The organism is Olleya sediminilitoris, assembly GCF_016785945.1.
In the GTDB taxonomy this organism is placed as follows: domain Bacteria; phylum Bacteroidota; class Bacteroidia; order Flavobacteriales; family Flavobacteriaceae; genus Olleya; species Olleya sediminilitoris.
The window spans coordinates 399,118-420,443 of sequence record NZ_JAEMEF010000002.1 but is presented as its reverse complement, the minus strand read 5'-3'; the positions used below and the strand labels follow the sequence as shown (position 1 = coordinate 420,443).

The following is a 21,326-nucleotide window of genomic DNA, read 5'->3' as shown; positions in this document are numbered from 1 at the left end:
CAATGAAACAATATAAAATTTTAAAAAATATTTACTTAAAAGTATTCCTTTTATTAATAACCGTAAGTGTTACCGCACAACAAAAGTTGAGTAAAATAGATCAATCTGTTAGAGCAAATAAAGAGGTAACAATAGATTTAAATACAAGTCACACCAATATAGTGGTAGAAACTTGGAACAAAGATTATATAGAAGTACAGGCATTTATTGAAAGTACCAAGCTATCTAAACAAGAAATGCAAAAGGCTTTAGATAATTGGGATGTTAGCCTAAATGGAGATTCAGATTATGTACAGATTACATCTAAAGGTGCTCAAGGGATTTGGTCGGATGACATGAGTGTAACATTTTTGGATGAAGCGTCCATTGAAGCTTTAGCTAACCTACCAGAACAATTAGATCTTAATTTATCTCCATTATTAGAAGGATTAGAGAATTTAGAAATTTTTGGCGAGTTACCAGAAAAACTAAAATTACTACGTGTCCCAAAATCACCTGATGGTAATTATAATATCAATTTTGATTTTGATAGATATAAAGAGGAAGGCGAGTCTTATCTTGATGCATGGAGTATTAAATACAGAAATGAATATGGTGAAGCTTATGAGCAAGACATGCGTAATTGGGCAAAAAGTATTACTCAAGAAGATCTAGATAAGTTTGAAAAAGAAATGGAAGCTTGGGGACAACGTCTTGGTGAACAAGTAGAAGACCTTTTTGGGCCAGATTTTGAAAAAAAGATGGAAGAATGGGGAGAAAATTTAGGAAAAAAAATAGAAGACTCTTTTGGTGAAGAGTTTGAAGTGAAAATGGAACAGTTAGGAGAGCGTTTTGAAAAAGAATTAGCACCTAAACTAGAAGCTTGGGGTAAACGTTTTGGTGAAGAGTTTGAAAAGCGAATGGAAGCCCAGTTTAATGAAAACGGAACGACCAAAAAGACGAACACTAAATTATTTGATGACGTAGATTATAATACTACAAAAACCATTATTATTAAAATGCCTAAAAAAGCTAAGCTAAAATTAAATGTTAAGCATGGTGAGTTAAAAATGGCAAATGTATTAGATAATGCAAAGGGTAGTATTAGTCATGGATCATTAATAGCAAATCACATTAATGGAGGTAATACCTCCATTAATGTGTCTTATGCTAAAGTGGCTATTAAAGATTGGACCTCTGGACAATTACAATTAAATTATGTGGATGATGCTATTATTGCTAACGCTAATAATTTAATATTAAATGCAGTGTCGTCTGACGTCGAAGTTGGAAATTTATCAGGTAACTCGGTTATAAATGGAAGTTTTGGAGATTTATTTATTAATGCAATAGCTACAGATTTTAGCAACTTGAATATTATATTAGAAAATAGTGACGCTAAATTAAAACTACCAAAAACAGATTTTAACCTGTTTTTTAATGGTAATAAATCTAAATTTAATAACAAGTTAGCGTCTAATAAAACCATCAAAAACTACCCAAATAATAATAGTAATACCAATAAAACTATAATCATAAATGCTAAATATAGTAATGTAATTGCTAAATAAAATTTCTAAATTTGAATTCAATTTTATTAAAATGAATTCAAACTTACTTTCTTCAATTTTAAGTCAAACCGCTACAACAGACTTAAACGTTATTGATGCTTCTATTTCTAAAACAGACTATATCGCTATTGATTTATCAAAAGCTAATCCTGATTTAAATTCTTTTGATATCTCTTCGTCAAAAGCTTGGGAAGACTACATCAATCAATACCTAAAACAACACAATAAGCAAGTTGCTTTTGGTGGTTATCTAGAAACTAGAAACCTATACAACAGAAGTTCTTATTTTTCGGCTCAAGCCGAAACAGAACAACGTAATATTCATTTAGGTTTAGATCTTTGGTGTCCAGCTAACACCTCTGTTTTGGCGTGCTTTGAAGGTAAAGTACATAGTTTTAAAAACAATACCAATTTTGGTGATTATGGACCAACAATTATTTTAGAACATTGTTTAGATAACCAAGTGTTTTATACATTATATGGTCATTTAAGTGAAGCTTCAATAGCTAATATAAAAATTGGTGATATTATCGCTCAAGGCGAAACCATAGCCAGTCTTGGAGAAGCTTTAGTAAATGGTGATTATGCGCCACATTTACATTTTCAGATTATTATAGATATGCAAAACAAATTAGGTGATTATCCAGGAGTTTGTAGCTTAAATGATTTAGAGTTTTATAAAACCAATACTATTAATCCAAATGAGATTTTAGGTTTGTAATGGTTAATCTAAAATTTGTATAAGAATTGATTACATTGAATTAAACTTAGTTCACTACATATATATTATGTTGTTTAATAACTATTAGTAATTGTTTATTGTAGTTGTCTATTCTTGCGTATGCGATACCATCAATTAATAAAATTATTATAAGCATTGCTATGGTTGTCATACTAATTGCACGCCACGTTGGACTACTAAGACATATTATTACTACTGCAGCTACTATAATGATTATAGGAATGACTTTAAAGACTACTGTTTGATATTCTTTTAAAGTACTTTCAGTACGTGTTATTTCTGATTTTACAAACGCTGAAGCATTTGTATTGTAGGCAGTTTTAAATGCTGAGATTCTTGATTTGTTTGTAAAAAATAAACCTAATCCAATGACTATTAATAAAAGTCCTGCTACTAGTGTAGGTATAATATATGCTCTTGCTATATCTGTTTTTCCTAATTGCCAAAAGCCAATACTTGCAGCTAAAAATAGAAGTCCAAATAGTACAAAAAAAGGTGTTGAAAAAAGCTCGGCTTTAGCCCAATCTGTTGCTGTTTTTAAAATATCCATGTTATTCATTCATTTTATATAATTCTCGGTATTTGGTTGGACTAATACCTTCTTTCTTTTTAAATACTCTTGAAAAATACTGAGGATACTCGAAGCCTAACTCATAAGCCACTTCAGCGATGCTTTTGTTAGGTTTTAATAAACTATTCTTAGCTAGGTCTATTAAATATAACTGCAAATGTTCGGTTGTAGTTTTACCTGTTTCAATTTTAAGTGTATCACTTAAATAGCGTTTAGATACTGACATTTTAGTTGCTATTTCTGCTATACTTGGTATACCGTTTTCATGTAAAAGTCCTGATTCAAAATAGTCAGTTAGTTGTTTGTTAAATTGTTCTAATAAGCTATTGGATAGTTCTTTTCTGTTTAAAAACTGTCTTTCGTAAAACCGATTAGCATATTTTAAAAGTGTACTTAATTGCGAGATAATTATGTCTTTACTAAATTCATCTTGGTTGTTTTGGTATTCTATTTCAATATTTTTAACTAAAGCTTCGATTTGTCTTTCTTCTTTAGGAGAGAGGTGCAATGCTTCGTTAGCGGAATACGCAAAGAATCCGTATTTTTTTATTTGATGAGCTAATTCTGTTCCTTTAAAAAAATCTTCGTGTACATTAATAGAAAAGCCTTTTTGTTTAAATACAACACTATTATCCCATTGTAGTACTTGTTTTGGAGCTATAAAAATTAAAGCTCCATTTGTGAAATCGTATTTAGTACGTCCATAATTTAGATCACCTTTTACGAATTTTTTTAAACTAATGGAATAACAATCTGTAGTGATAGGAGGAGAGCTTTCTCTAGGACACGGTAAAAAACCGTCTCCTTTGGATGTAAATATGCTAAGCATAGGATGCTCTGGACTAGGGAGTTTTAGATAGTCTAAATACGCGGATAGTGTTTTAAAGTGTTTCATTTTTAAAGTGGTATTACTTTTAAAATACTTAAGATGTTGTTTAAAATTAGTAATTTTTAATTAGACCATTATTTTTGTTTTGTAGCTCCTAAATTAACAACAATATTAGCAGGTCCTTCTGGAAACCATGTTTTTAGTAAAAAGTTAGGAATAGACCCAATTGGTATGTAATCTGCATTGTAAGTAATTTTAGTTGTTGTATCATCGATTTTTTCGAATTGGTAAATAACTTTATACGTTTTCATTCTTTCAACCTCCTTTGTTTTGTAATCACTACTTGTAGCTGTAGCAATAAATTTAAGTTTGTTGTTTTCTTTAAAACGGGTGATTTTAATGACTAAATCGCTGTTAGAAAGTGGCCAAGGTGCATTAAAATAATAATAGGCTAGCCATTGGTTGTTAGATATTTTTTCTATTTGTTTAGTAATGGGTGTTCTTTCTAAAAATAGTTTATGATTATCTGTATTAGAAAAATAAGTATCTAATTTGTCTAAAGTCGTGTTTACTGTTGTTTGAGCTATGTAATAAAAATGAGTCCCTTGATCTTCCTTTACTAGTTCATATTTTACAGTTGTTTTTCCGTCTTTTAAGGTTTTTTCTGTCCAATTTCTGTTTTGAGAAAAAGTATTACAAGCCATTAACAAGACTAGTACTATGCTTAGGTGTTTAATAGGTTTCATAATGATATGTTTTTTATGGCTTTATTAAGGTTTATATCTTCCAGTTAAAGTTTACTGCCTGTTCTGACACTTCCCAAAGTTTTTCCATTACAGTTTTGTCTTTGGCATGAGGTTGTAGTTTACAGGCTCCAACAGGTCCAGTCCAGTAATTTCTTCCTGTAGGTCCATAATATCCTTTTTGATCCAGGTTAGATTCTGTTGCACACATTAGTTCTGGATAAGCCCCTTTTTTTGCAGATTGGACAAAAGGAGATAATTTCATTATTTGCCAAATAAACCTAGTTATTAGGCTACCACTAGTTTTAATTAAAGATGTTCTGGAGGCACCAGGATGACAAGCATACACTTTTACGTTTGTTTTACCAGCCTTTTTAAGTTTATCTTGTAGCTGATACACAGACATTATTTGAGCCAATTTACTTTGACTGTACACTGTGTTAGGGTTATAGTCTTTATCCCAGTTTATGTCATTAAATTTAATGGCTTTTATTCCCATTTTATAACCTTCGCTACCTACAGTAACGATACGTCCATTTGATTTTTCAATTAGCGGAAAAAGTAAACCTTGTAATAAAAAATTACCATAATGGTTTACACCCAATTGGCTTTCAAAACCATCAACAGTAAGGGTTTGTTTAGGGACTTGAGCAATTGCCGCATTACAGATTAATGCATCAATATGAGGTATGGTTTGATTAACCACTGCAGCTGCTTTTTTAACAGATGCTAGCTCAGCCAGATCCATTTGGATATTAGAAACATGAATAGTATTACCAAGTTGTTGTTTTAATGTATCAATAGTGTTTTGGGCTTTATTATTATTACGGTTAAGCATTACTACTTTAGCGCCTTTTGATAATAAAATTTTAGCTGCTTCAAAACCTGTACCGCTTGTAGTACCTGTTATTACATACGTTTTACCTTTTAAACTACTAATTCTATCTGGTGTCCATCCTTGTTTTCCGAACTGATTTTTCTCCATTGTGTTTATCTTTTAAATTTATAAGACAAAGGTAATTTGGAGGTAGACAAAGCCCTTATACAGATTTTCTAAACTTGTATACTTTTTTGTTTTGTAGTCCCGTTTTTATGTAAAATGCGTGTCAATTGCTGTTTTATAAATTGTTTATTTTATTGACTGATTGGTTTAGCATAAAAGTCTTGTATGGCGTTGGTGTATAGGCAATAGTCTACATCCATTTTCCAAAAGTCAATTTTAGTTAGATTTTGTGCTGCAAGTGGGACTAGCATTAACGACTTTTTTCCGTTTATTGTATAGCTTTCGTTTTTAGAATAACTATTATTTAAAGTTGTGTCTAAATAAAATAAGTAGTCGTAAACAAAGGCTATATAATTTCTTTTTGTTATTACTTCTTTTCCTAGACTTTCTAAAACCAAATCCTGATAGTTATTGTTTATTGCATTTTGAAACTGTACAGCATTTAAAGGTGTACCGTTTAAGGTTGGCATCACATTAAACTGTCCATCAATAAAAGCCCATTTATTACTGTCTTTTAAATATACTTCGGTTACAACATGTCCAGGAGATCCTTTTCTGTATGCAGCATCTTCGGTTTTTAAATATACTGTTCTGGCTTTGTAACCATTGGCATTTAATTGGTCTTTAAGCACTATTGCGTATGCAAAGCATGGGAATTCTCCACCTTGTTTAGCTTCGTTTAAAATAGAAATAGCATCTTGTTGTTTAGGTGTATTATTACCATTATGTTTCCAGCGACTATTGGTCCAGTTTAAAGTTTCTAAAACAGTTTGTTTTTCTGACTTATTGTTGTTAATAAAATCAAGCGGATATTCATTTTTTAAAGTCTTTAAGTAACTATTAGCGTCTGTACTGTAATTAATTATAATATTTGATTTGTTTGTAGTATCATGCGTTATCTGGTTGGCCTTAAATGGTACGCCTTTAATAATGGTATGTGCATATAAACTATCGTTTAATACCACATAAAAACTTTTAGTTGTATTGGGTTTGATGTTGAATGATATACTGTCTATGTCCGTTTTGAATGTGAACTCTTGATTTTGTTTGTAGCAAATAACAGGTAAGGTGTCGTGTGCAACCTGAGGTGCAATGCCCCATCTACCAAAGCTCCAAGTATCGTCTATTTTATAATCTATATTTTGTTTAGTTGCTTTAACAATGGGTAAACCGTTATGGGTTTGTTGTTGGTTGTTTTTACAGGCATTAAACAATAACACTATTAGCAATACTTTTAAAACTTTTTTCATTGGTAGACTATTTAAATTAAATGTTTAAAGGTTTTAAGTAATCTATTTGAATTACTGATTACACCATTTATTTATATAGACGCAATTATTTGGTAATTAGTTGCCTGAGCCATCTTTTTTTTTACCATAAGAGTATTTTGTAACTAAGTTTGCCCCAAGTCAATCCAATCTAGTTGCCTTAACGTTTTACACTTGTATTATTAAGTTGACTATTACGCTTAGTGCTTAATGACTACTTTAAAGTACGCTATAACCATGTTATAAGCACTTTATAAGCATGCTATAACCACGCTATAACCCTTATTAAAATATTTTGTATATTACTGTATTATAGGTGTTTAATATAAAATTTGAGGATATGGCAAAACAGACAGGAATTATACCCTTAGTAGGGACGATAAATGGTGTTAATTTTTATTATTTACATGGGAAGCCTATTGCCAGAAAAGCAGGTGGAGGGTTTACTAAAAAGGCTATAAAAAGTAAGGCCAGTATGCAGCGTGTGCGTGAAAATGCTAATGAGTTTGGGCATTGTTCTGCTGTGAATAAAGCGTTTAGATTAGCTTTGGCTCCGTTTTATAAGGGGTACACGTTTCCGCATTTTCATAGTCGTTTGATGGGCTTATTTGCGCGTTTAAAGACCTTAGATACTACTAACGCACGTGGTATGCGTACGGTAGTTAATGGTGTAGGGCAGGCGGAAGGTTTGCAATTATTGGAACAGTTTAATTATACACCAGCGTGCGATGTGCCACAGGTATTGCCTTTTGAGTATGGTGTGTCTGATAGTGATTATGCTTTGACCTTTACTGATTTTAATATTGATCAGGTTGGTTTTGTAGATGGTGCCACACATATTGCACTGACTTATGGTGTTATGGATTTTGATTTTGAGCGTTTAGATTATGCTTTACATATGGCAGCTCCTGTAGTTATGGATGGCAGTTATGCTGGATCTACTTTGACTTTAACGCCTGATACTTTGCCTACTGTGATTGGAACTAGGCTTTTAGTGCTTGGTGTGCGGTTTTACCAAATGGTTGATGGAGCTTTGTATGCTTTAAATGCTAAAGATAGTGTTGGTCTTAGGCTTTTAAAATGTTTTTAGAGGACTTGCCCTAATTAGTAAAATAGGGAATTAAAAGCTTTGAAATTTATTATTTAGGTGCAGTTTTATTGCTTGTAAATATAACTATGCTTGCAAAGCAATATACTATTGATAAGTAGTCAAAGGGAAGCGCAAAAAATTAGCATTAATAGCTGTTTGTAATACACTATTAAAACAAGCTTTTGCAATAGTAATATCAGGATTAAGTTATGATAATAATTATAGAAGTGTTTTATTGAAAAATTAATGAGTTTTTACTTGTTTTTAACTACAGTACTTTTTTAGAGGTAGTTATCCTCCTTAATGCTTAATTCAACCTTTTTAATATCTAGACCAGATTTATCACTTTGAACAGTTGTACTAACTCGAAAATAAGCTCCGAACCAAATAAGAGCGTTATTTTCTTCAATGTGATATTCGAATTGAATTTCTTCTGGTAAATTTCTAAAAATGTGAAGGTCTTTTTGGTTAATATAAAATGAATAAGCTATAAACGCATCCAAATCCGCATTAACTATCACTAAATCTTTGTTAACTGCATCAACGCTATTTATTTTACCCGAATCGGAATAGAATTCATAAACATCTAAATCTGGTTTATCTTTTATTAAATCCATATAATCTTCTAAATGGATTGGAAGAATTTCTAAAAAGAATTTGGAATTTATATAATCAACAACAGATTCTAAGTAATCACTTTGATGATTTTCATCTTCAAATAATTCCGTAATGAACTTTAATTGTGCATTACTTTTTGTAATATTCTCCTTAAGTTCATTTTGATTAATTTCTTTTAAAGATTTTCTTAAAATAATTTTGCTTTTACTTTGATTTAATTCTTCTAAATCTGGATATATATCTTTTTCTCCAAAATCATTGTCATTAGATATGAATACTACATCGGAATTATATTTGGTTATGCTTTCCAAAATAGAATGGAAAATCAGGAAGTCTTTATATCCACTGTCAGATCCATTAAATGGTGCTTTTTCTTTTAGAATTTGCTCTAAGATTTTCTGATGAGGAATCATAGGCAGAGGAAGAATCGAGATTTTAAATTCCTTCAGTTTATTATCTAAATATGCTTTGTAGATATTTAATTGATTATCGACATAGTTTTCATCAAAATCAAAAGGTGGATTATCGGTTTGACGTTTTATCGAATTTAGTTGCGATTCAATTTTGACGATTTTTTGTTTTAACTGTTTTTCGAAATTATTTAAAACCTCGAAATACGTAACCTTAGAAATAAAGCATTTAGTTTTATTAATTGAAAAATTATTCAGAAAAAGTATTGCGTCAGAACTTTTCAACCTGAAATCTTGAATGATAATATTGGAATCTAGAATTATGTTCATGATGTTTTTTTAATTACCTCTAACGGTTACGTATAAGAATAGTGCGTTGTTTGTGTGCGAGGATTTTCCGCAGGAAAATCAGACGTAACAAAAGTGCAACGACCTTTGGTTAAGCAACTAATTTAGCATTATTTTTATACAATGTTGTGTAACGTTATATTATAATTTTTTCATTGGAAAATTCTTTATACCATATTTTGACCAGAAATAATGTGCTTCTAAAATATTATGATGCATTCTAGCTAGTAGATTCGAAATGAAGTGAACCAATGAACTTCCATCTTCATCTGTTAAGTATCGGTAAAGTTCTAATTCATTTATTTCATCAATGTAAATTGGCGTTGTACGTATTCCATTTTCTCTAATATTTTTATACCTTTCTTTTACAGGTTTAAATCCCCAAGTCGAAACGCCTTCACCCAATACACAAATAGAATCTATTCTATCTTCTTTTGGAATTTGCTTAGATATTTGTTTAAATCTTTTAAAGATGTCATCTATGGTAATACCTTCTTGTAGTTCTGTTGCTATTATGCCAGTGAAGAGCTCGTTTCTATAGGTCTCATATGTTTTATCTTTTCTATGACTATTTTCAGTGATATTCCATTCATAAACTTTTTCTCTTTCAAGACGTTTGCATATAACAAGTTTCTTTAGTGCTTCATCTAAGGATTTATAGGAAAGAGTTTTTTTTACTTCGATAATTGAATAAATTGACTCAATTGGAAAATGGTACCTGCGTGATTCTTTCGTAGCGCCTTCTTTGATTGCACTAAACCAAGTGTCATTCATTATTATTAAATCACAATCACCAACTGTTCTTCCTTTACTGTCATTTACAACACCTTTTGATATAGCGTATCTTTTCGGAATAATTTTAATTAATTCATTTCTAATAATATCTTCTATTCCTGGTCCAGAATCATAGTTGTCAATATCTAATTCTGCTTCTAGTTTAGCTCTAATTTTTATTAATTTCTCAATGTGACTACATTTTTTATAGAATGCTTCTTGAAGAGAATCTGCCTTTTTAATTCTTGGTTTCCAATCATCAGGATTTGGAAGGCTATCATTCCATTTCATTATCTCATTTTTTTAATGTTACACAACTGGTTATATAACAACTAATATAGTTGTTATTGGGGTTGTATTTCCCGTTATGACAATTTTTGTTAGTAGCTATCAAATAAGTGTCATTTTATTATAGTTGTATTTTTTATAATTAAAAGCTAAATTACAATAATGCGTTTGCAAGTACAATACGTATAACTACGTATTTTTAGCTAGTGATTATTTTGTGTTTTAATAAGTGACCGTAATTAATTGTTTAATTTTAGTCTACCTATTTTTGGACAACACATTATGTAGTTACGCTGGGTTAACACCAGTGATCCGTCAAAGTGGGAGTAGTGTGAAAGGACGTCCGCGAATTAGTAAAATAGGGAATTAAAAGCTTAGAAATTTATTATTTATGTGCAGTTTTAATGCCTGTAAATATAACTATGCTTGCAAAGCAATTTATGATCGATTAGTAGCCAAAGAGAAGCGAAAAACATTAGTATTAATAGCGGTGTGTAATACACTATTAAAACAGGCTTTTGCAATAGCAAAATCAGGACTAACTTATGATAATAATTATAGAAGTGTTTTATTGAAAAATTAATGCGTTTTTACTTGTTTTTAACTATAGTACTTTGTTGTGTATAGTTTTTATTTAGATACTCTGTTCAGGGATAGAATAATATTTTTCCTTCTTTAGACTTACTTGGATTATCGTAAGGGATTGTTGCTTCCCAATCATAATATATTTCGAGTTGTTTCTCTTTTAAAGTTATATCACCATCTCCAGTTATTACGTGGTATTTACTTTCATTAGGGATTGGTATTGAATCAATTAACTTATTCTTTAATTTTTTACAAAAATTTGTTTCATTCAAGGTGTAATCATTTAAATAAAAATCTATTGTTCTATAACTACCTATCCAATCTGGACCAATATCAGAAGTAACTCTCCACTCAACAGAAAATTCCATTGCTTTCATTTTAGTAATGAGTTCTTCAAAATTTTCAATCGTAATGGTTTTATTGCTCATTCTAAATTAGTATGATTTAGTGTGAAATCTAAATTAAAGATTGTGCTTCTCAAATTATGCACAACGGTTAGTATAAGAGTAGTAGCGGATTAAATACTATTACTTTAAGGACAACAAGATACTTAATTAAATACAAAAACGGTTCAAGTTTACGCCTGAACCGCTATTGCTTTTATACATTGTTGTATGCCGTTTTATTCAGCTCACGTAATTTATAAAGCCATTATTTTACATTAATTCTTGGAAAGTATAGGTGCTTTTTTTCTTCGTCCCCAAGCAATAAAAAGTGCAAGTATTAGTAAAATCACATTCATTCCTATTGCAGAAAACTCTCCTCTAGAAGCATGAAATCCACTTGCTAATATCATAACCAAGGCTAAACCAAGAGCAGCCAATATCGTTAAGTTAGTTTTCCATCTGAAAATAGAAGGGATTAACAATCCTAAACCACCCAATAGTTCACTAATTCCTATAAATTTAACTAATGCAAGTGGTGTATTTGCTACCCATGGCAGAGCTTCTGTAAGTGCTTCAATAGGTTGTGTAGCTTTCATTAATCCAGCCATGATAAACATTAAGGCTAATAATCCTTGTGCAATCCATAATGCTATGTTAATTGCTTTGTTGCTTTTTTTATTTGTCATTATACTTTAAGTTTTAGTTATATAACAAAATTCATAGTTTTAGAAAACCTATGCCTTGATTTACATCAAGAAATGATATTGGATTATTTTTTTTTAGAAAGTTCATTTCTAACACGGCTCAAGGCTTCAGGCGTAATTCCTAAATAAGAAGCTATCATTTTAAGCGGAACTCTTTGAGTAATGTTTGGATAAGTTTTAATGAAATGCTCATACCTTTCTTTGGCACTTGAACTCATTAACATTACAATTCTATTTTGCATTTTATTTAGTCGTCTTAATATAGGGTTTAGATCAGGGTCTTGTTTTAACACTTCTTTCTTTGAAGCTACATTTATGGTAGTATTTTCTATGGCATCTATAAATAATTGACAAGGGTCTTTAGAATCGCAATTATCTGTAACTAACCAGCTTTCTGGTCCGAACATATAAATATGCTCTTTCCCTTTTTCATCAATTGTATAACTGCGTAATAAGCCTTTTTCCACATAGTACACTTTTGTATTTATGTCGCCTTTTCGCTGTAAAATGGTTCCTTTTTTTACCTTTATTTTTTTCAATTTCAAGTCTTATTAAGGTATCCTCAAATGGCATACAACGTGTTTGTGTATGCTTAGTTGCGTGATTTAAGGAACTAAGTTAGCAAATAAAAACCGAATAGAAAATCCGCGAGGATTTTCGTAAGTAGGCTAGAACTAGCAATAAATTATATACGGTGTTGCCAGCAAGTGTTAATTCGTACTTTCTATTTTTAGATTTTAAAAATAGCACCAATATTAAAGCTCATATAAAAATTCTTTCCACTTCTTTGTTCAGTAGAGTCAGTTAATCCAATTAAATTTGAATTTTCAACGACCATTAAAAAATTAGGCGATATTTTAAATTTATATCCAATTCCACCGTTAATTCCAAATTGAGTAGAATTCGCCAAGTTATTTATTTCAACAAATCCATTTCCGTCATTATAATTTGCTTCTGCATTAGTCAAAAATCCGACACCTATTCCATAATTCAAGAACCAGTTCCGTTTTGATCCGAAATGATAATTTACAGTCAATGGAACTGTAATGTAATTTGTTCTTTCGTAATATTCGTTGGTGAAAATTGAAAAGTCAACATTGTTAGTTCCCATTTTTTGATATAACAAACCTGTACGCAAACTCCATCTGTTGTTAAAAAAATAATTTCCATAAATTCCTAATTGAATTCCAGAAACTGATGATGAGCCAAAAAGGAATGAGTCTAATTGATAAGAAGCACTATATCCAACTATCGGTGTTAATTCAATATTTCCTTTTTCTCTCGTTTGACCACTACATAATAAACTACTCATTAATAGTCCAAAGCAGATTAAATATTTCATATTTTATTTTTCGATTTTTAAATGTGTATTCTTTGTCCTCACTTGCTGGCAACGTTGTTGTGTATGGTTAGTTGCGTGTATAAGTAACTAATTTAGTAAACAAAAACGTGCCAGAGAAAATTCCGAAGGAATTTTCCAAATAAGCAATTGCCATAGCAATTAATTATACACGTTGTTGTACAACGTTTATTAATAAACTTTTTCTTTTTTCACATCACCATTTTCGGAATAGGTTTTCCATAAACCCTTTTTCTTTCCATTAATTCTCTGACCTTCCTTGTGTAAATAACAAACACCCAACTTTTTCGAACATTTATATAGTTTAATATGTCTTTTGAAGTTTATATGTTTTTCAGAAGTGAAAAATTCACTTAAGTCCGATGCGTCTGAATCAATTTCGGTAGTTAGGGATTCAATTGTCTTATTCCCTAATCGGTCAAATCCATTCCAACTGAGAATGTTACCATATTTGTCCATTAAAATTTCGCTCGCGATTTGTCCATTTCTGTAATATTGAACTTGTCTTCCAGTATAAGTAGAGTATTTTTCAGTATTATGTTCATACGTTGTCAGAGTGCTTATCCACCAAGCTTTTCCATTACCATAACGTATAGTATCAGCTTTCGACTCGATTTCTTTTAATTCGCTTAAAATTTCTTCGAATCTTTCCGAATGTTGAGCATTTGAGAGATTATAGGACAGAAGAATTATTATTACTAAAAATTGTTTCATTCAAATGGTGTACAACGTATTTGTGTATGATTTTTTGCGGGAAAAGGACGCGAGTTCTTTTCCGTTGTTTCGGAAAGATAATTAATAAGATTGAATTTCCGATGAGGAAATTCAGCCGCAATTAATTATACGCTTTGTTGTACACTTTATTTTTAGATTTTTTTTGTCATTAAGTTCAATATGAAATTTCTTCAGTCTCTCCATTTATCAATGAATTAATCTGTTCTTCTGATAATTTTTGAGATTTATAATTAAACTTTTTCATGTCATTTATGAATTCTACAGGCAAATTTACATTGTGTTTTTCAATGTAGTGAATTATCCATTTTCCCCAAATCCATTTCCCATCTGTTGAATAGAGTCTAGTCAGTTTTTCAGTACAAAATTCACATTGCCATTTTGAAGATAAACTAACGTAGCCATTACCCGATTTCAAGAAAGAGATAACTTTTTCGAGTTCAGTTTTTACCATATCAGTTTTATTCAAAAATTTATCTTTGATCTTTTCATTATTATCTAATATATAATTGTCAATTAATTTCATTTTGAATATTGTGTACAACGGTCTAGTGTATGATTTCGTTGCGTGTTTAAGCACTAAAGTTAGCAAATAAATCACAGATAGAAAGTCCGCGAGGACTTTCGTAAGTAGGCTATAACTAGCAATGAATTATACACGGTGTTACCCAACGTTTTTTATTCCACGTTTTTCTAATTCCGCTTCTAATTCAATTCGTTTTTTCTTATAAGTCCTACGAGCTTTATTGAACTGAACACTTTTCTCGTCTTCAATTAATTCTGCAATTAAATGTTCAATTTCGTTATCTTTTAATTCGTTTGGTTCTTTGAAATATAATTCTTGTCCAAATTCAGTCGGTTCGAGAGACTCATTTTCAAGTTCATTTATTCTATTAATCGGCTTTTCAGTTTCCACTTTTGTCAATTCGTAATCAGTTTTTGGTAATTCCGATTTACCAACTATTTGCAAATACTCACTTAAAATCCGTTTTTCCACAAATATTTTTCCTCCGCCAAACTTGTGTCGGTCAGACATATCTTTTTTAACTCCCGAAATCCAATATTCATCTCCAGTTTCCAAGTCAAAATAATTTCCGCTAATTCCAGTTCCATCGAGACTTTTAAATGCTTTTCCGTCAAAGTAAATTGTTTTTCCGCTTTTCGAGAAGGAAACAAGTCCAATCCAAGCTGGACCATTTCCAGAAAATCCGCTTTTAAGTTCTAAATATTTAATTTCAGTTCGCATTTTTTTCAAATGTTGGGTAACGGACTTGTGTATGGAACGTAGCGTGCAAAAAGACACTAACTTTTCGGATTAACACATAGCCGAATTTTTATATTTTGTTTTTAATTTTTCTCTATTTAAAAGCCAAATTAAAAATTTGGCGGTCTTCGAAAATACGCAACTACCTTTCGGTTAAATACTTATTAGCTATGTTTTATACACCGTGTTGGCAGTAGTTATTTTAATAAAACCCTTTTTTCTTTAGAATTTCGATTACTTTATCATTTTCTTTAATTCTCTTTTGTTTCTCCCTTTCAGTTCTTTCAGGATCGTTTTCGTAAACCTGATATCCAAATTCCCACAAGTATTCTAATCCTTCAAGTTTTCCGTCAGGTTTTAGTCTTTCGTGCCTACTATTAGTCATTCGATGAACAGCAAAAAAGTCAATATAATAGTTCTCTTGAGTTCCATAAATTCGAGCTTTAATGTTCCATCCTCCAATTCCTAAATCATATACTTTGTTAATCACCATTATTTCAGGAAGATTAATATCACTTTCAGAAAAGTAATCTGCAAAGTTAACTTTGGCTTGGTTTGAAATCGTAATTCCCTTTTCGTTTGATACAATTTGAGATTCCATTTCATTCTGTTTTGCACTCTTATTATTTTCTTTGCGCCTTGTACCAAATAGGTTTTTAAATATGCTCATTTTTTAGGGTCGTAATTACTGCCAACGTTGTTGTATATGGTTTGTTGCGTGTTTTAAGCACCTAATTTAGCAAATAAAAACCGAATAGAAAATCCGCGAGGATTTTCGTAAGTAGGCTAGAACTAGCAATAAATTATATACTGTGTTGTACACCGTTATTTTTAGATTAAATGTTCAGATATAATTTCGCAAAGTCTTTCTGTCCATACAAATCCAGTAGATGACATATCAAGTACAAACCATCCTAAACCAACAGACATATAAAGATGTTTTCTTATATGTTCAACTTTGTTTAAATCGGTTTCTTTCCAGTTTTTCAGTGCATTAATATCAGATGTTGGAAGTTTTTCTATAATGAATGAAATTCTCCAAAATTCATCACGTGATATTATATCATTCCCAAAAAGACATATTGCTTTTCCTATTAATTTAGCTTTAGATTTTGTTTCTAAATTGTCAATTATAGAAATTAATTTCTCTCCAGCTTCTGATTGATATTTATCGTCTTCAAGCTTATTTATAATTTCTTCTCTTTGCTTTAGAGTTAGCTTGGACGATTCGTTTAAAAAATGAAGAAGTTTTGTAATAAATCTGTAATCTCGTATTGCAATTCCAGTTTTCCAAAATCCAGTAGCAACATTTATTACTGGAATTTCCTTTAAAAGACCATCTGTTAATATTCTATCAACTCCGATTTCAAGAATATCTTTTCCAATATTAGTCAAATCAGAACTAGAAATTGTTTCAACTAATGAATTCGATAATTCTTTATTTTCTTCTTTTTCTTTGCTCAATTTTGTTTTTTTCTAATGGTGTACAACGTGTTTGTATAAGATTAGTGGCGTGTTTAAGTACCTAATTTAGCAAATAAAAACCAGATAGAAAATCCGCGAGGATTTTCGTAAGTAGGCGAAAACTAGCCATTAATTTTATACGGTGTTGCCAGTAGTTTTTTTATTCCGAAATATGTTATTCCAATTCCGATTAAAAACATAATCCAATATATAAAATTAAAATTTAAATCTAACAACCACCTGTCAAAAGTAAAGTCAAATACGTATAAAGTCTGAACCAATAAATTGACTAAAAAATGTAATAAAATTGAGTAACCTATTTTCTTTGTTTTTATAAAAATCAAACTGCTTATAATTCCAAAAATGAATGTAGGAATTAAATTATATGGTGTTTCAATGTGAATAATTGCAAAACATAAACTTGAAATTATGATTCCAATCTTTTGACTGTTTTGTTCCATTAATTTTTTCAATAAGAATTTTCTAAAGAATAATTCCTCGCAAATAGGCGAGATTATTAGAGTTGAAATTGTTCCATATAAAAAGTCTGGACTAAATCCATTAAAAGTGCTAAAATCAGTTTCAAATTCCGAGTAGTTTAAATAATTCCATATCCTTTCTAAATCCCAAAATGGTCTATCTAATAACTGAAGTCCAAAAACTATTAAAATTAAATAAGGTAAAATCTTTAGTTCGTAGTTTCTGAAATTCAGCGTTTTTTTAATTTTTGCTTTGGGTTTCCAAAAAAATATAAACATAACTACATAAGCTACAAGAAATGATATGACCGTAGTTATTCCAATGTGTTTCTGTAAATATTCAGGTAATATTTCAGTTTTATAGAATATAAATCCAAATCCAACTTGAGTCAAGCTAAACACAAAAATCAATAGTAAAGTTAGTAAGATTGCTTTAAGTATTGTCATTTTTCAAATTACTGGCAACGTTGTTGTGTATGGTTAGTTGCGTGGTTAAGCACCTAATTTAGCAAATAAATCACAGATAGAATATTCCGCAGGAATGTTCGTAAGTTGGCAGTGACCAAGCAATTAATTATACACGGTGTTGTCTAACTATTATATCCAATTTCTTTTAATTTCATTTAAACCCTTATAAATAAAGGGTTTTGTTGTTTTATGTAATGCAAAATAATGTAATTTAATACAATAAAAAGCATTGTTTGTTGTACCTATTGTTGTACCTTAGTATTAGATTGCACTCAGTTGCACCTGTTCTAAACCAATAAGTTATGGCATCAATAAAACTAATTTTAAAAAAATCTAAAGTAGATAAGTCTGGAAAAGCACCTTTGTATTTAAGAGTGATAAAAGACCGAAAAACTAAATTCATTTCTTTAAGCTTAAAATTAGAGCCTAACGAATGGGATGAAGAAAAGCAAAAGGTAAAGAAAAATCATAGTAATTCTACACGCCTAAATAAATACATCTCTCAAAAGGTTGCAGATGCACAAGGACAAATAGCAGATTTAGAAACTAAAAATCAATCTACATCAGCAAGAAAACTAAAAGAAGCTATCAAGGGGAAACCTTTAGTTAATTTCTTTGAGTATGCATACAATCGTTGCGAAAAACAAAAAGACACTTTAGCACTATCAACATATAACAACTATAAAAATTACCTTAAAAAGTTTGAAAAATTTATAGGCCATAAAGAATTGATGTTCGATGATATTACGGTAACGACATTAAAAGACTATGCAGGTTACTGTAGCACCACTTTAGGCAACAATAATACGACGATAAATTTTTCTTTAAAGATTCTTAATCTAATGTTTAAAGAAGCGCAGAGAGAGGATTTAATACCGTTAAATCATTTTCCTTTTAGTAAATTTAAAGTCAAGAAAGCAAAAAGTACAAAACGTTTTTTAACAGCAGAACAGTTAGAAGCTTTTATTAAATTAGAGGTTTCAGATAAAGCAAAGGCACAAATTATAAAAGATATGTTTTTATTTTCTGTCTTTTCAGGTGGTTTAAGGTTTGGCGATATAATAGAATTAAAGTGGAATAATTACAATGCTAAAACGAATAAAATAACTAAGACAATACGCAAAACAAACAGACAGCACAGTATTAGAATTGGGCAAGTAGCAATAGATATTTTAGAAAAATATAAAACAGAAAATGTAAATCAAAACGATATAATATTTCCTTTCGCAAATATTGATAACGATTATTTTACAGACAGAGAACAAAGAGCAAAAGTAGTAAGACAAGCAATAGCGTTAAGCAATATGTATTTAACTAAAATGGGTAAAACTTTAGAATTACCTTTTTCTTTAACCTTTCATATTAGCAGACATACATTTGCTACCAGAGCATTAAATAATGGTATGCGTATAGAACACGTATCTAAATTAATGGATCATTCCGATATTGGAATAACACAAGTATATGCAAAAATTATAAGTAGTGAATTAGATAATGCAGTAGATAAATACATCAATTAGAATATGTTTAATAAACCAATCAATACTATTTTAAAGGCTCAATTTGAAACCATTCATTCTGAAGCTGTGCAAACAGCAGAACAAGATTTTAAAACTAACGTTTTAAATAAGATTGAGAACCTCGAACACTTTGACGAATTTAAGTTTCTAATAGCTGAAGAAAACAAAATTAAAGCTCTAATTGATAAAAATAAACATCCATATTATGTAAAAAATCATAGCTCTAAAGATTGGTTGCTTTCACAATTTTCAAGCAGGCATTTCTTATTGAATGTAGATGAATTTGCAGAATTAAAAGAAGCTATTTATTTAGGGAAAATTAATTACCTAATACATAAAAGAGTTAGTGATTCAAGAAAGCAAATACCAAAATTTACTTATAATGATTTTTTATCTGGTAAAGAATGTAAATACCTTATTACTTATGATAACCAGTATAATATAGAAAAAGAGGACTATTATAAAATGGTTACTTGGCAATCTGATAGGCTTATAAAAGTAGTTTCTTATGAGGTTGAGTTGTTAGTAAAAAATCATCAAGAATATTGTTCTAAAATAAATGAACCTTTAGAGTTTATTAATAAGCAAATTCAAATACTTGAAGAAGAATTAATAGAATCATTAAGCGATGCTAAAGAAATAAAAAGAATACTATCTAAACTATTTGCTTTTAAAGGTTTTGATATAGACAATTTTAATGATGAATTGTTATTATATAATTACCCATCTTTTTTTAATGACAGAATAGAGTTTAGACGCTTAAATCCATCAACAGTAGGCAAAGTATTAACTAAGTTGTCAAGTAAGCCAAAAACGCTGTTTAGTAATGAATATATGGTGTTTTATACGCTTGACGTGTTCTTATCTTGGTTAAAGGATATTGTTAAAGGGAAATCTATTCAAGAGCCTTTTAAATATCCTGTTTGGGAAGATTTATTAAAACAAAAAATTGCAGAAGCAGAGAAAGAACTACAACCTATAATTAATGAGATACAAGATTTTGTATTTGATTCAGCTAAAAGCAAAAAAGAGATTCGTAAGTATTTAAGAAATGAGTTTGAAAAGCAAATAGATAAATATAACACCATTGAGAACAAACAAATTTTTTATCTATTAAGGGATGAAAATAGAAATCCGCTTATATCAGATTTTAAGATAAATGCATTATTTAATAATGAAGAAGCAGCATATTTAAGGAATTTAAAAGAAGCATATATTTTACAAAATATCAGTTGGCATATTTCTTTAACGTTTAATGAATTTTTTGATTCTAAAACTATCTACTTCAAAAAGGATGCTACTTCACATTTAATGATTTTATCATTAACTAACGATATGGTATTAGATAAAGAGTTGTCAATTGAATTAAATAAAGCAATGGATTCTTTTCTTAAAGAAATGCATAGTACGTCATTACCATTAGATATGCATTTTTATAACCATCGTGAAAAGTATAGCAGAATATTTGAGAAAAGTATATCACGCTTACAGGATGTTTTAGATAATGCAGAACCAAACAATAAAGTATTATATATACAAAGTAGATTAAAACAGTTAAGACATCGCGAATTAAAATTTAGAAACTTAACTGATAGAAAGAGTAATTTCAAAGATAAAGAAGATAAATACCCAGATTTATTTAAAGAGTTTTTATCTATAGAAGCCGACTTTATAAAAGAAACAGTTCAAATATTTCCTGTCACTTTATTACCCAATCAAACAGATCCTTTATTGTTAGAAAAAGAAACAGATAGTTTTAAAACATTTGTAAATCAAGAGAAGCAAGATTATATATTAAAACTACTCGAAGACTTAGCAATTACAAAAGATGGTGTGTATAATTTAGGTGATAGAAGTAAAGGCACAGTAAGAGGTGTAATAGAAGCATTAAGAGAAGAACATATCATCCCAAAGTTGAGTTTAAAAAGATTATGCGATATAATAGCGAATCAAATTAACTTAGAATTAAAATCAAAATTAGATTGGTCAAACACATCAGATGACTATCATAAAAAGGCAAAACAATACATAAAAGACAATCCACTTCATTAAAATACAGTCAATAAAAGGTCTTATAAGGTCAGCCTTATAAGTACCTATCCAGAGCTTAATATTTGTTACAGAAATAAT

The 21,326-nt window shown here is 30.0% G+C and carries 22 protein-coding genes and 2 pseudogenes; 7 read left to right on the top strand and 17 right to left on the bottom strand.

The features are described from left to right. Positions 1-2 precede the first annotated feature (2 nt). Both JAO71_RS04225 and JAO71_RS04220 read left to right on the top strand, forming a co-directional pair. Positions 3-1,550, top strand: a complete 1,548-nt coding sequence (locus tag JAO71_RS04225; protein WP_202999124.1) for a hypothetical protein — start codon at positions 3-5, stop codon at positions 1,548-1,550. 31 nt (positions 1,551-1,581) lie between these two features. Further along, the gene (locus JAO71_RS04220; protein WP_202999122.1) at positions 1,582-2,271 is read left to right on the top strand and encodes a peptidoglycan DD-metalloendopeptidase family protein; all 690 of its coding nucleotides are present in this window, start codon (positions 1,582-1,584) and stop codon (positions 2,269-2,271) included. A gap of 46 nt (positions 2,272-2,317) precedes the next feature. Here the strand turns inward: JAO71_RS04220 and JAO71_RS04215 are convergent, their stop codons facing one another. From JAO71_RS04215 to JAO71_RS04195, 5 genes are all read right to left on the bottom strand, one after another. Beyond that, positions 2,318-2,842: a hypothetical protein gene (locus JAO71_RS04215; protein ID WP_202999120.1), complete on the bottom strand. Its 525-nt coding sequence runs from the start codon at positions 2,840-2,842 to the stop codon at positions 2,318-2,320. Position 2,843: 1 nt separating this feature from the next. Next, positions 2,844-3,758, bottom strand: a complete 915-nt coding sequence (locus JAO71_RS04210) for a helix-turn-helix domain-containing protein (RefSeq protein ID WP_202999118.1) — start codon at positions 3,756-3,758, stop codon at positions 2,844-2,846. A 68-nt stretch (positions 3,759-3,826) separates the two neighbouring features. Then, positions 3,827-4,438, bottom strand: a complete 612-nt coding sequence (locus JAO71_RS04205) for an SRPBCC family protein (RefSeq protein WP_202999116.1) — start codon at positions 4,436-4,438, stop codon at positions 3,827-3,829. A 31-nt stretch (positions 4,439-4,469) separates the two neighbouring features. Beyond that, positions 4,470-5,420 carry an SDR family oxidoreductase gene (locus JAO71_RS04200; RefSeq protein WP_202999114.1) on the bottom strand — a complete coding sequence of 317 codons (951 nt, stop codon included), beginning with the start codon at positions 5,418-5,420 and terminating at the stop codon, positions 4,470-4,472. A gap of 149 nt (positions 5,421-5,569) precedes the next feature. After that, positions 5,570-6,688, bottom strand: a complete 1,119-nt coding sequence (locus JAO71_RS04195; RefSeq protein WP_202999112.1) for a transglutaminase domain-containing protein — start codon at positions 6,686-6,688, stop codon at positions 5,570-5,572. 358 nt (positions 6,689-7,046) lie between these two features. Between JAO71_RS04195 and JAO71_RS04190 the strand changes: the two genes are divergently transcribed. After that, a complete protein-coding gene (locus tag JAO71_RS04190; RefSeq protein ID WP_202999110.1) occupies positions 7,047-7,796 on the top strand; it encodes a hypothetical protein in 750 nt (249 codons plus the stop codon). Between the two features lie 43 nt (positions 7,797-7,839). Continuing rightward, a pseudogene (locus JAO71_RS16000) lies at positions 7,840-8,043 on the top strand (IS110 family transposase); the annotation flags it as partial. Between the two features lie 34 nt (positions 8,044-8,077). Here JAO71_RS16000 and JAO71_RS04185 read toward each other — a convergent pair. After that, positions 8,078-9,154 (bottom strand): PIN domain-containing protein, encoded by a 1,077-nt coding sequence (locus JAO71_RS04185; RefSeq protein ID WP_202999108.1) that lies wholly within the window; start codon positions 9,152-9,154, stop codon positions 8,078-8,080. Positions 9,155-9,313: 159 nt separating this feature from the next. Beyond that, entirely contained in the window at positions 9,314-10,237 is a 924-nt protein-coding gene (locus JAO71_RS04180; RefSeq protein WP_202999104.1) for a DUF6602 domain-containing protein, read from the bottom strand. Between the two features lie 277 nt (positions 10,238-10,514). Between JAO71_RS04180 and JAO71_RS04175 the strand changes: the two are divergent. Then, positions 10,515-10,817: pseudogene (locus tag JAO71_RS04175) on the top strand (transposase); the annotation flags it as partial. A 64-nt stretch (positions 10,818-10,881) separates the two neighbouring features. On the opposite strand, the gene JAO71_RS04170 reads toward JAO71_RS04175, so the two are convergent. From JAO71_RS04170 to JAO71_RS04125, 10 genes are all read right to left on the bottom strand, one after another. Further along, a complete protein-coding gene (locus JAO71_RS04170) occupies positions 10,882-11,187 on the bottom strand; it encodes a hypothetical protein (protein ID WP_202999102.1) in 306 nt (101 codons plus the stop codon). Between the two features lie 293 nt (positions 11,188-11,480). Then, positions 11,481-11,891: a DoxX family protein gene (locus JAO71_RS04165; protein ID WP_116822771.1), complete on the bottom strand. Its 411-nt coding sequence runs from the start codon at positions 11,889-11,891 to the stop codon at positions 11,481-11,483. Positions 11,892-11,974: 83 nt separating this feature from the next. Beyond that, on the bottom strand, positions 11,975-12,448 hold the full coding sequence (locus JAO71_RS04160) for a Crp/Fnr family transcriptional regulator (protein ID WP_116822772.1): 474 nt from the start codon (positions 12,446-12,448) through the stop codon (positions 11,975-11,977). Between the two features lie 191 nt (positions 12,449-12,639). Continuing rightward, the gene (locus JAO71_RS04155) at positions 12,640-13,251 is read right to left on the bottom strand and encodes an outer membrane beta-barrel protein (RefSeq protein ID WP_202999093.1); all 612 of its coding nucleotides are present in this window, start codon (positions 13,249-13,251) and stop codon (positions 12,640-12,642) included. A 189-nt stretch (positions 13,252-13,440) separates the two neighbouring features. After that, positions 13,441-13,983, bottom strand: a complete 543-nt coding sequence (locus tag JAO71_RS04150) for a hypothetical protein (protein ID WP_116824492.1) — start codon at positions 13,981-13,983, stop codon at positions 13,441-13,443. A 175-nt stretch (positions 13,984-14,158) separates the two neighbouring features. Beyond that, entirely contained in the window at positions 14,159-14,527 is a 369-nt protein-coding gene (locus JAO71_RS04145; protein ID WP_202999091.1) for a hypothetical protein, read from the bottom strand. A gap of 138 nt (positions 14,528-14,665) precedes the next feature. Then, positions 14,666-15,247: a hypothetical protein gene (locus tag JAO71_RS04140; protein ID WP_202999090.1), complete on the bottom strand. Its 582-nt coding sequence runs from the start codon at positions 15,245-15,247 to the stop codon at positions 14,666-14,668. Between the two features lie 220 nt (positions 15,248-15,467). Beyond that, positions 15,468-15,935: a hypothetical protein gene (locus JAO71_RS04135; RefSeq protein WP_202999088.1), complete on the bottom strand. Its 468-nt coding sequence runs from the start codon at positions 15,933-15,935 to the stop codon at positions 15,468-15,470. A gap of 161 nt (positions 15,936-16,096) precedes the next feature. Continuing rightward, entirely contained in the window at positions 16,097-16,729 is a 633-nt protein-coding gene (locus JAO71_RS04130) for a hypothetical protein (protein ID WP_202999086.1), read from the bottom strand. 122 nt (positions 16,730-16,851) lie between these two features. Further along, a complete protein-coding gene (locus JAO71_RS04125) occupies positions 16,852-17,655 on the bottom strand; it encodes a CPBP family intramembrane glutamic endopeptidase (RefSeq protein WP_202999084.1) in 804 nt (267 codons plus the stop codon). A gap of 323 nt (positions 17,656-17,978) precedes the next feature. On the opposite strand from JAO71_RS04125, the gene JAO71_RS04120 reads away from it, so the two are divergent. Both JAO71_RS04120 and JAO71_RS04115 read left to right on the top strand, forming a co-directional pair. Beyond that, positions 17,979-19,196: a site-specific integrase gene (locus tag JAO71_RS04120; protein WP_202999082.1), complete on the top strand. Its 1,218-nt coding sequence runs from the start codon at positions 17,979-17,981 to the stop codon at positions 19,194-19,196. 3 nt (positions 19,197-19,199) lie between these two features. Further along, positions 19,200-21,248: a hypothetical protein gene (locus JAO71_RS04115; protein ID WP_202999080.1), complete on the top strand. Its 2,049-nt coding sequence runs from the start codon at positions 19,200-19,202 to the stop codon at positions 21,246-21,248. Positions 21,249-21,326 lie beyond the last annotated feature (78 nt).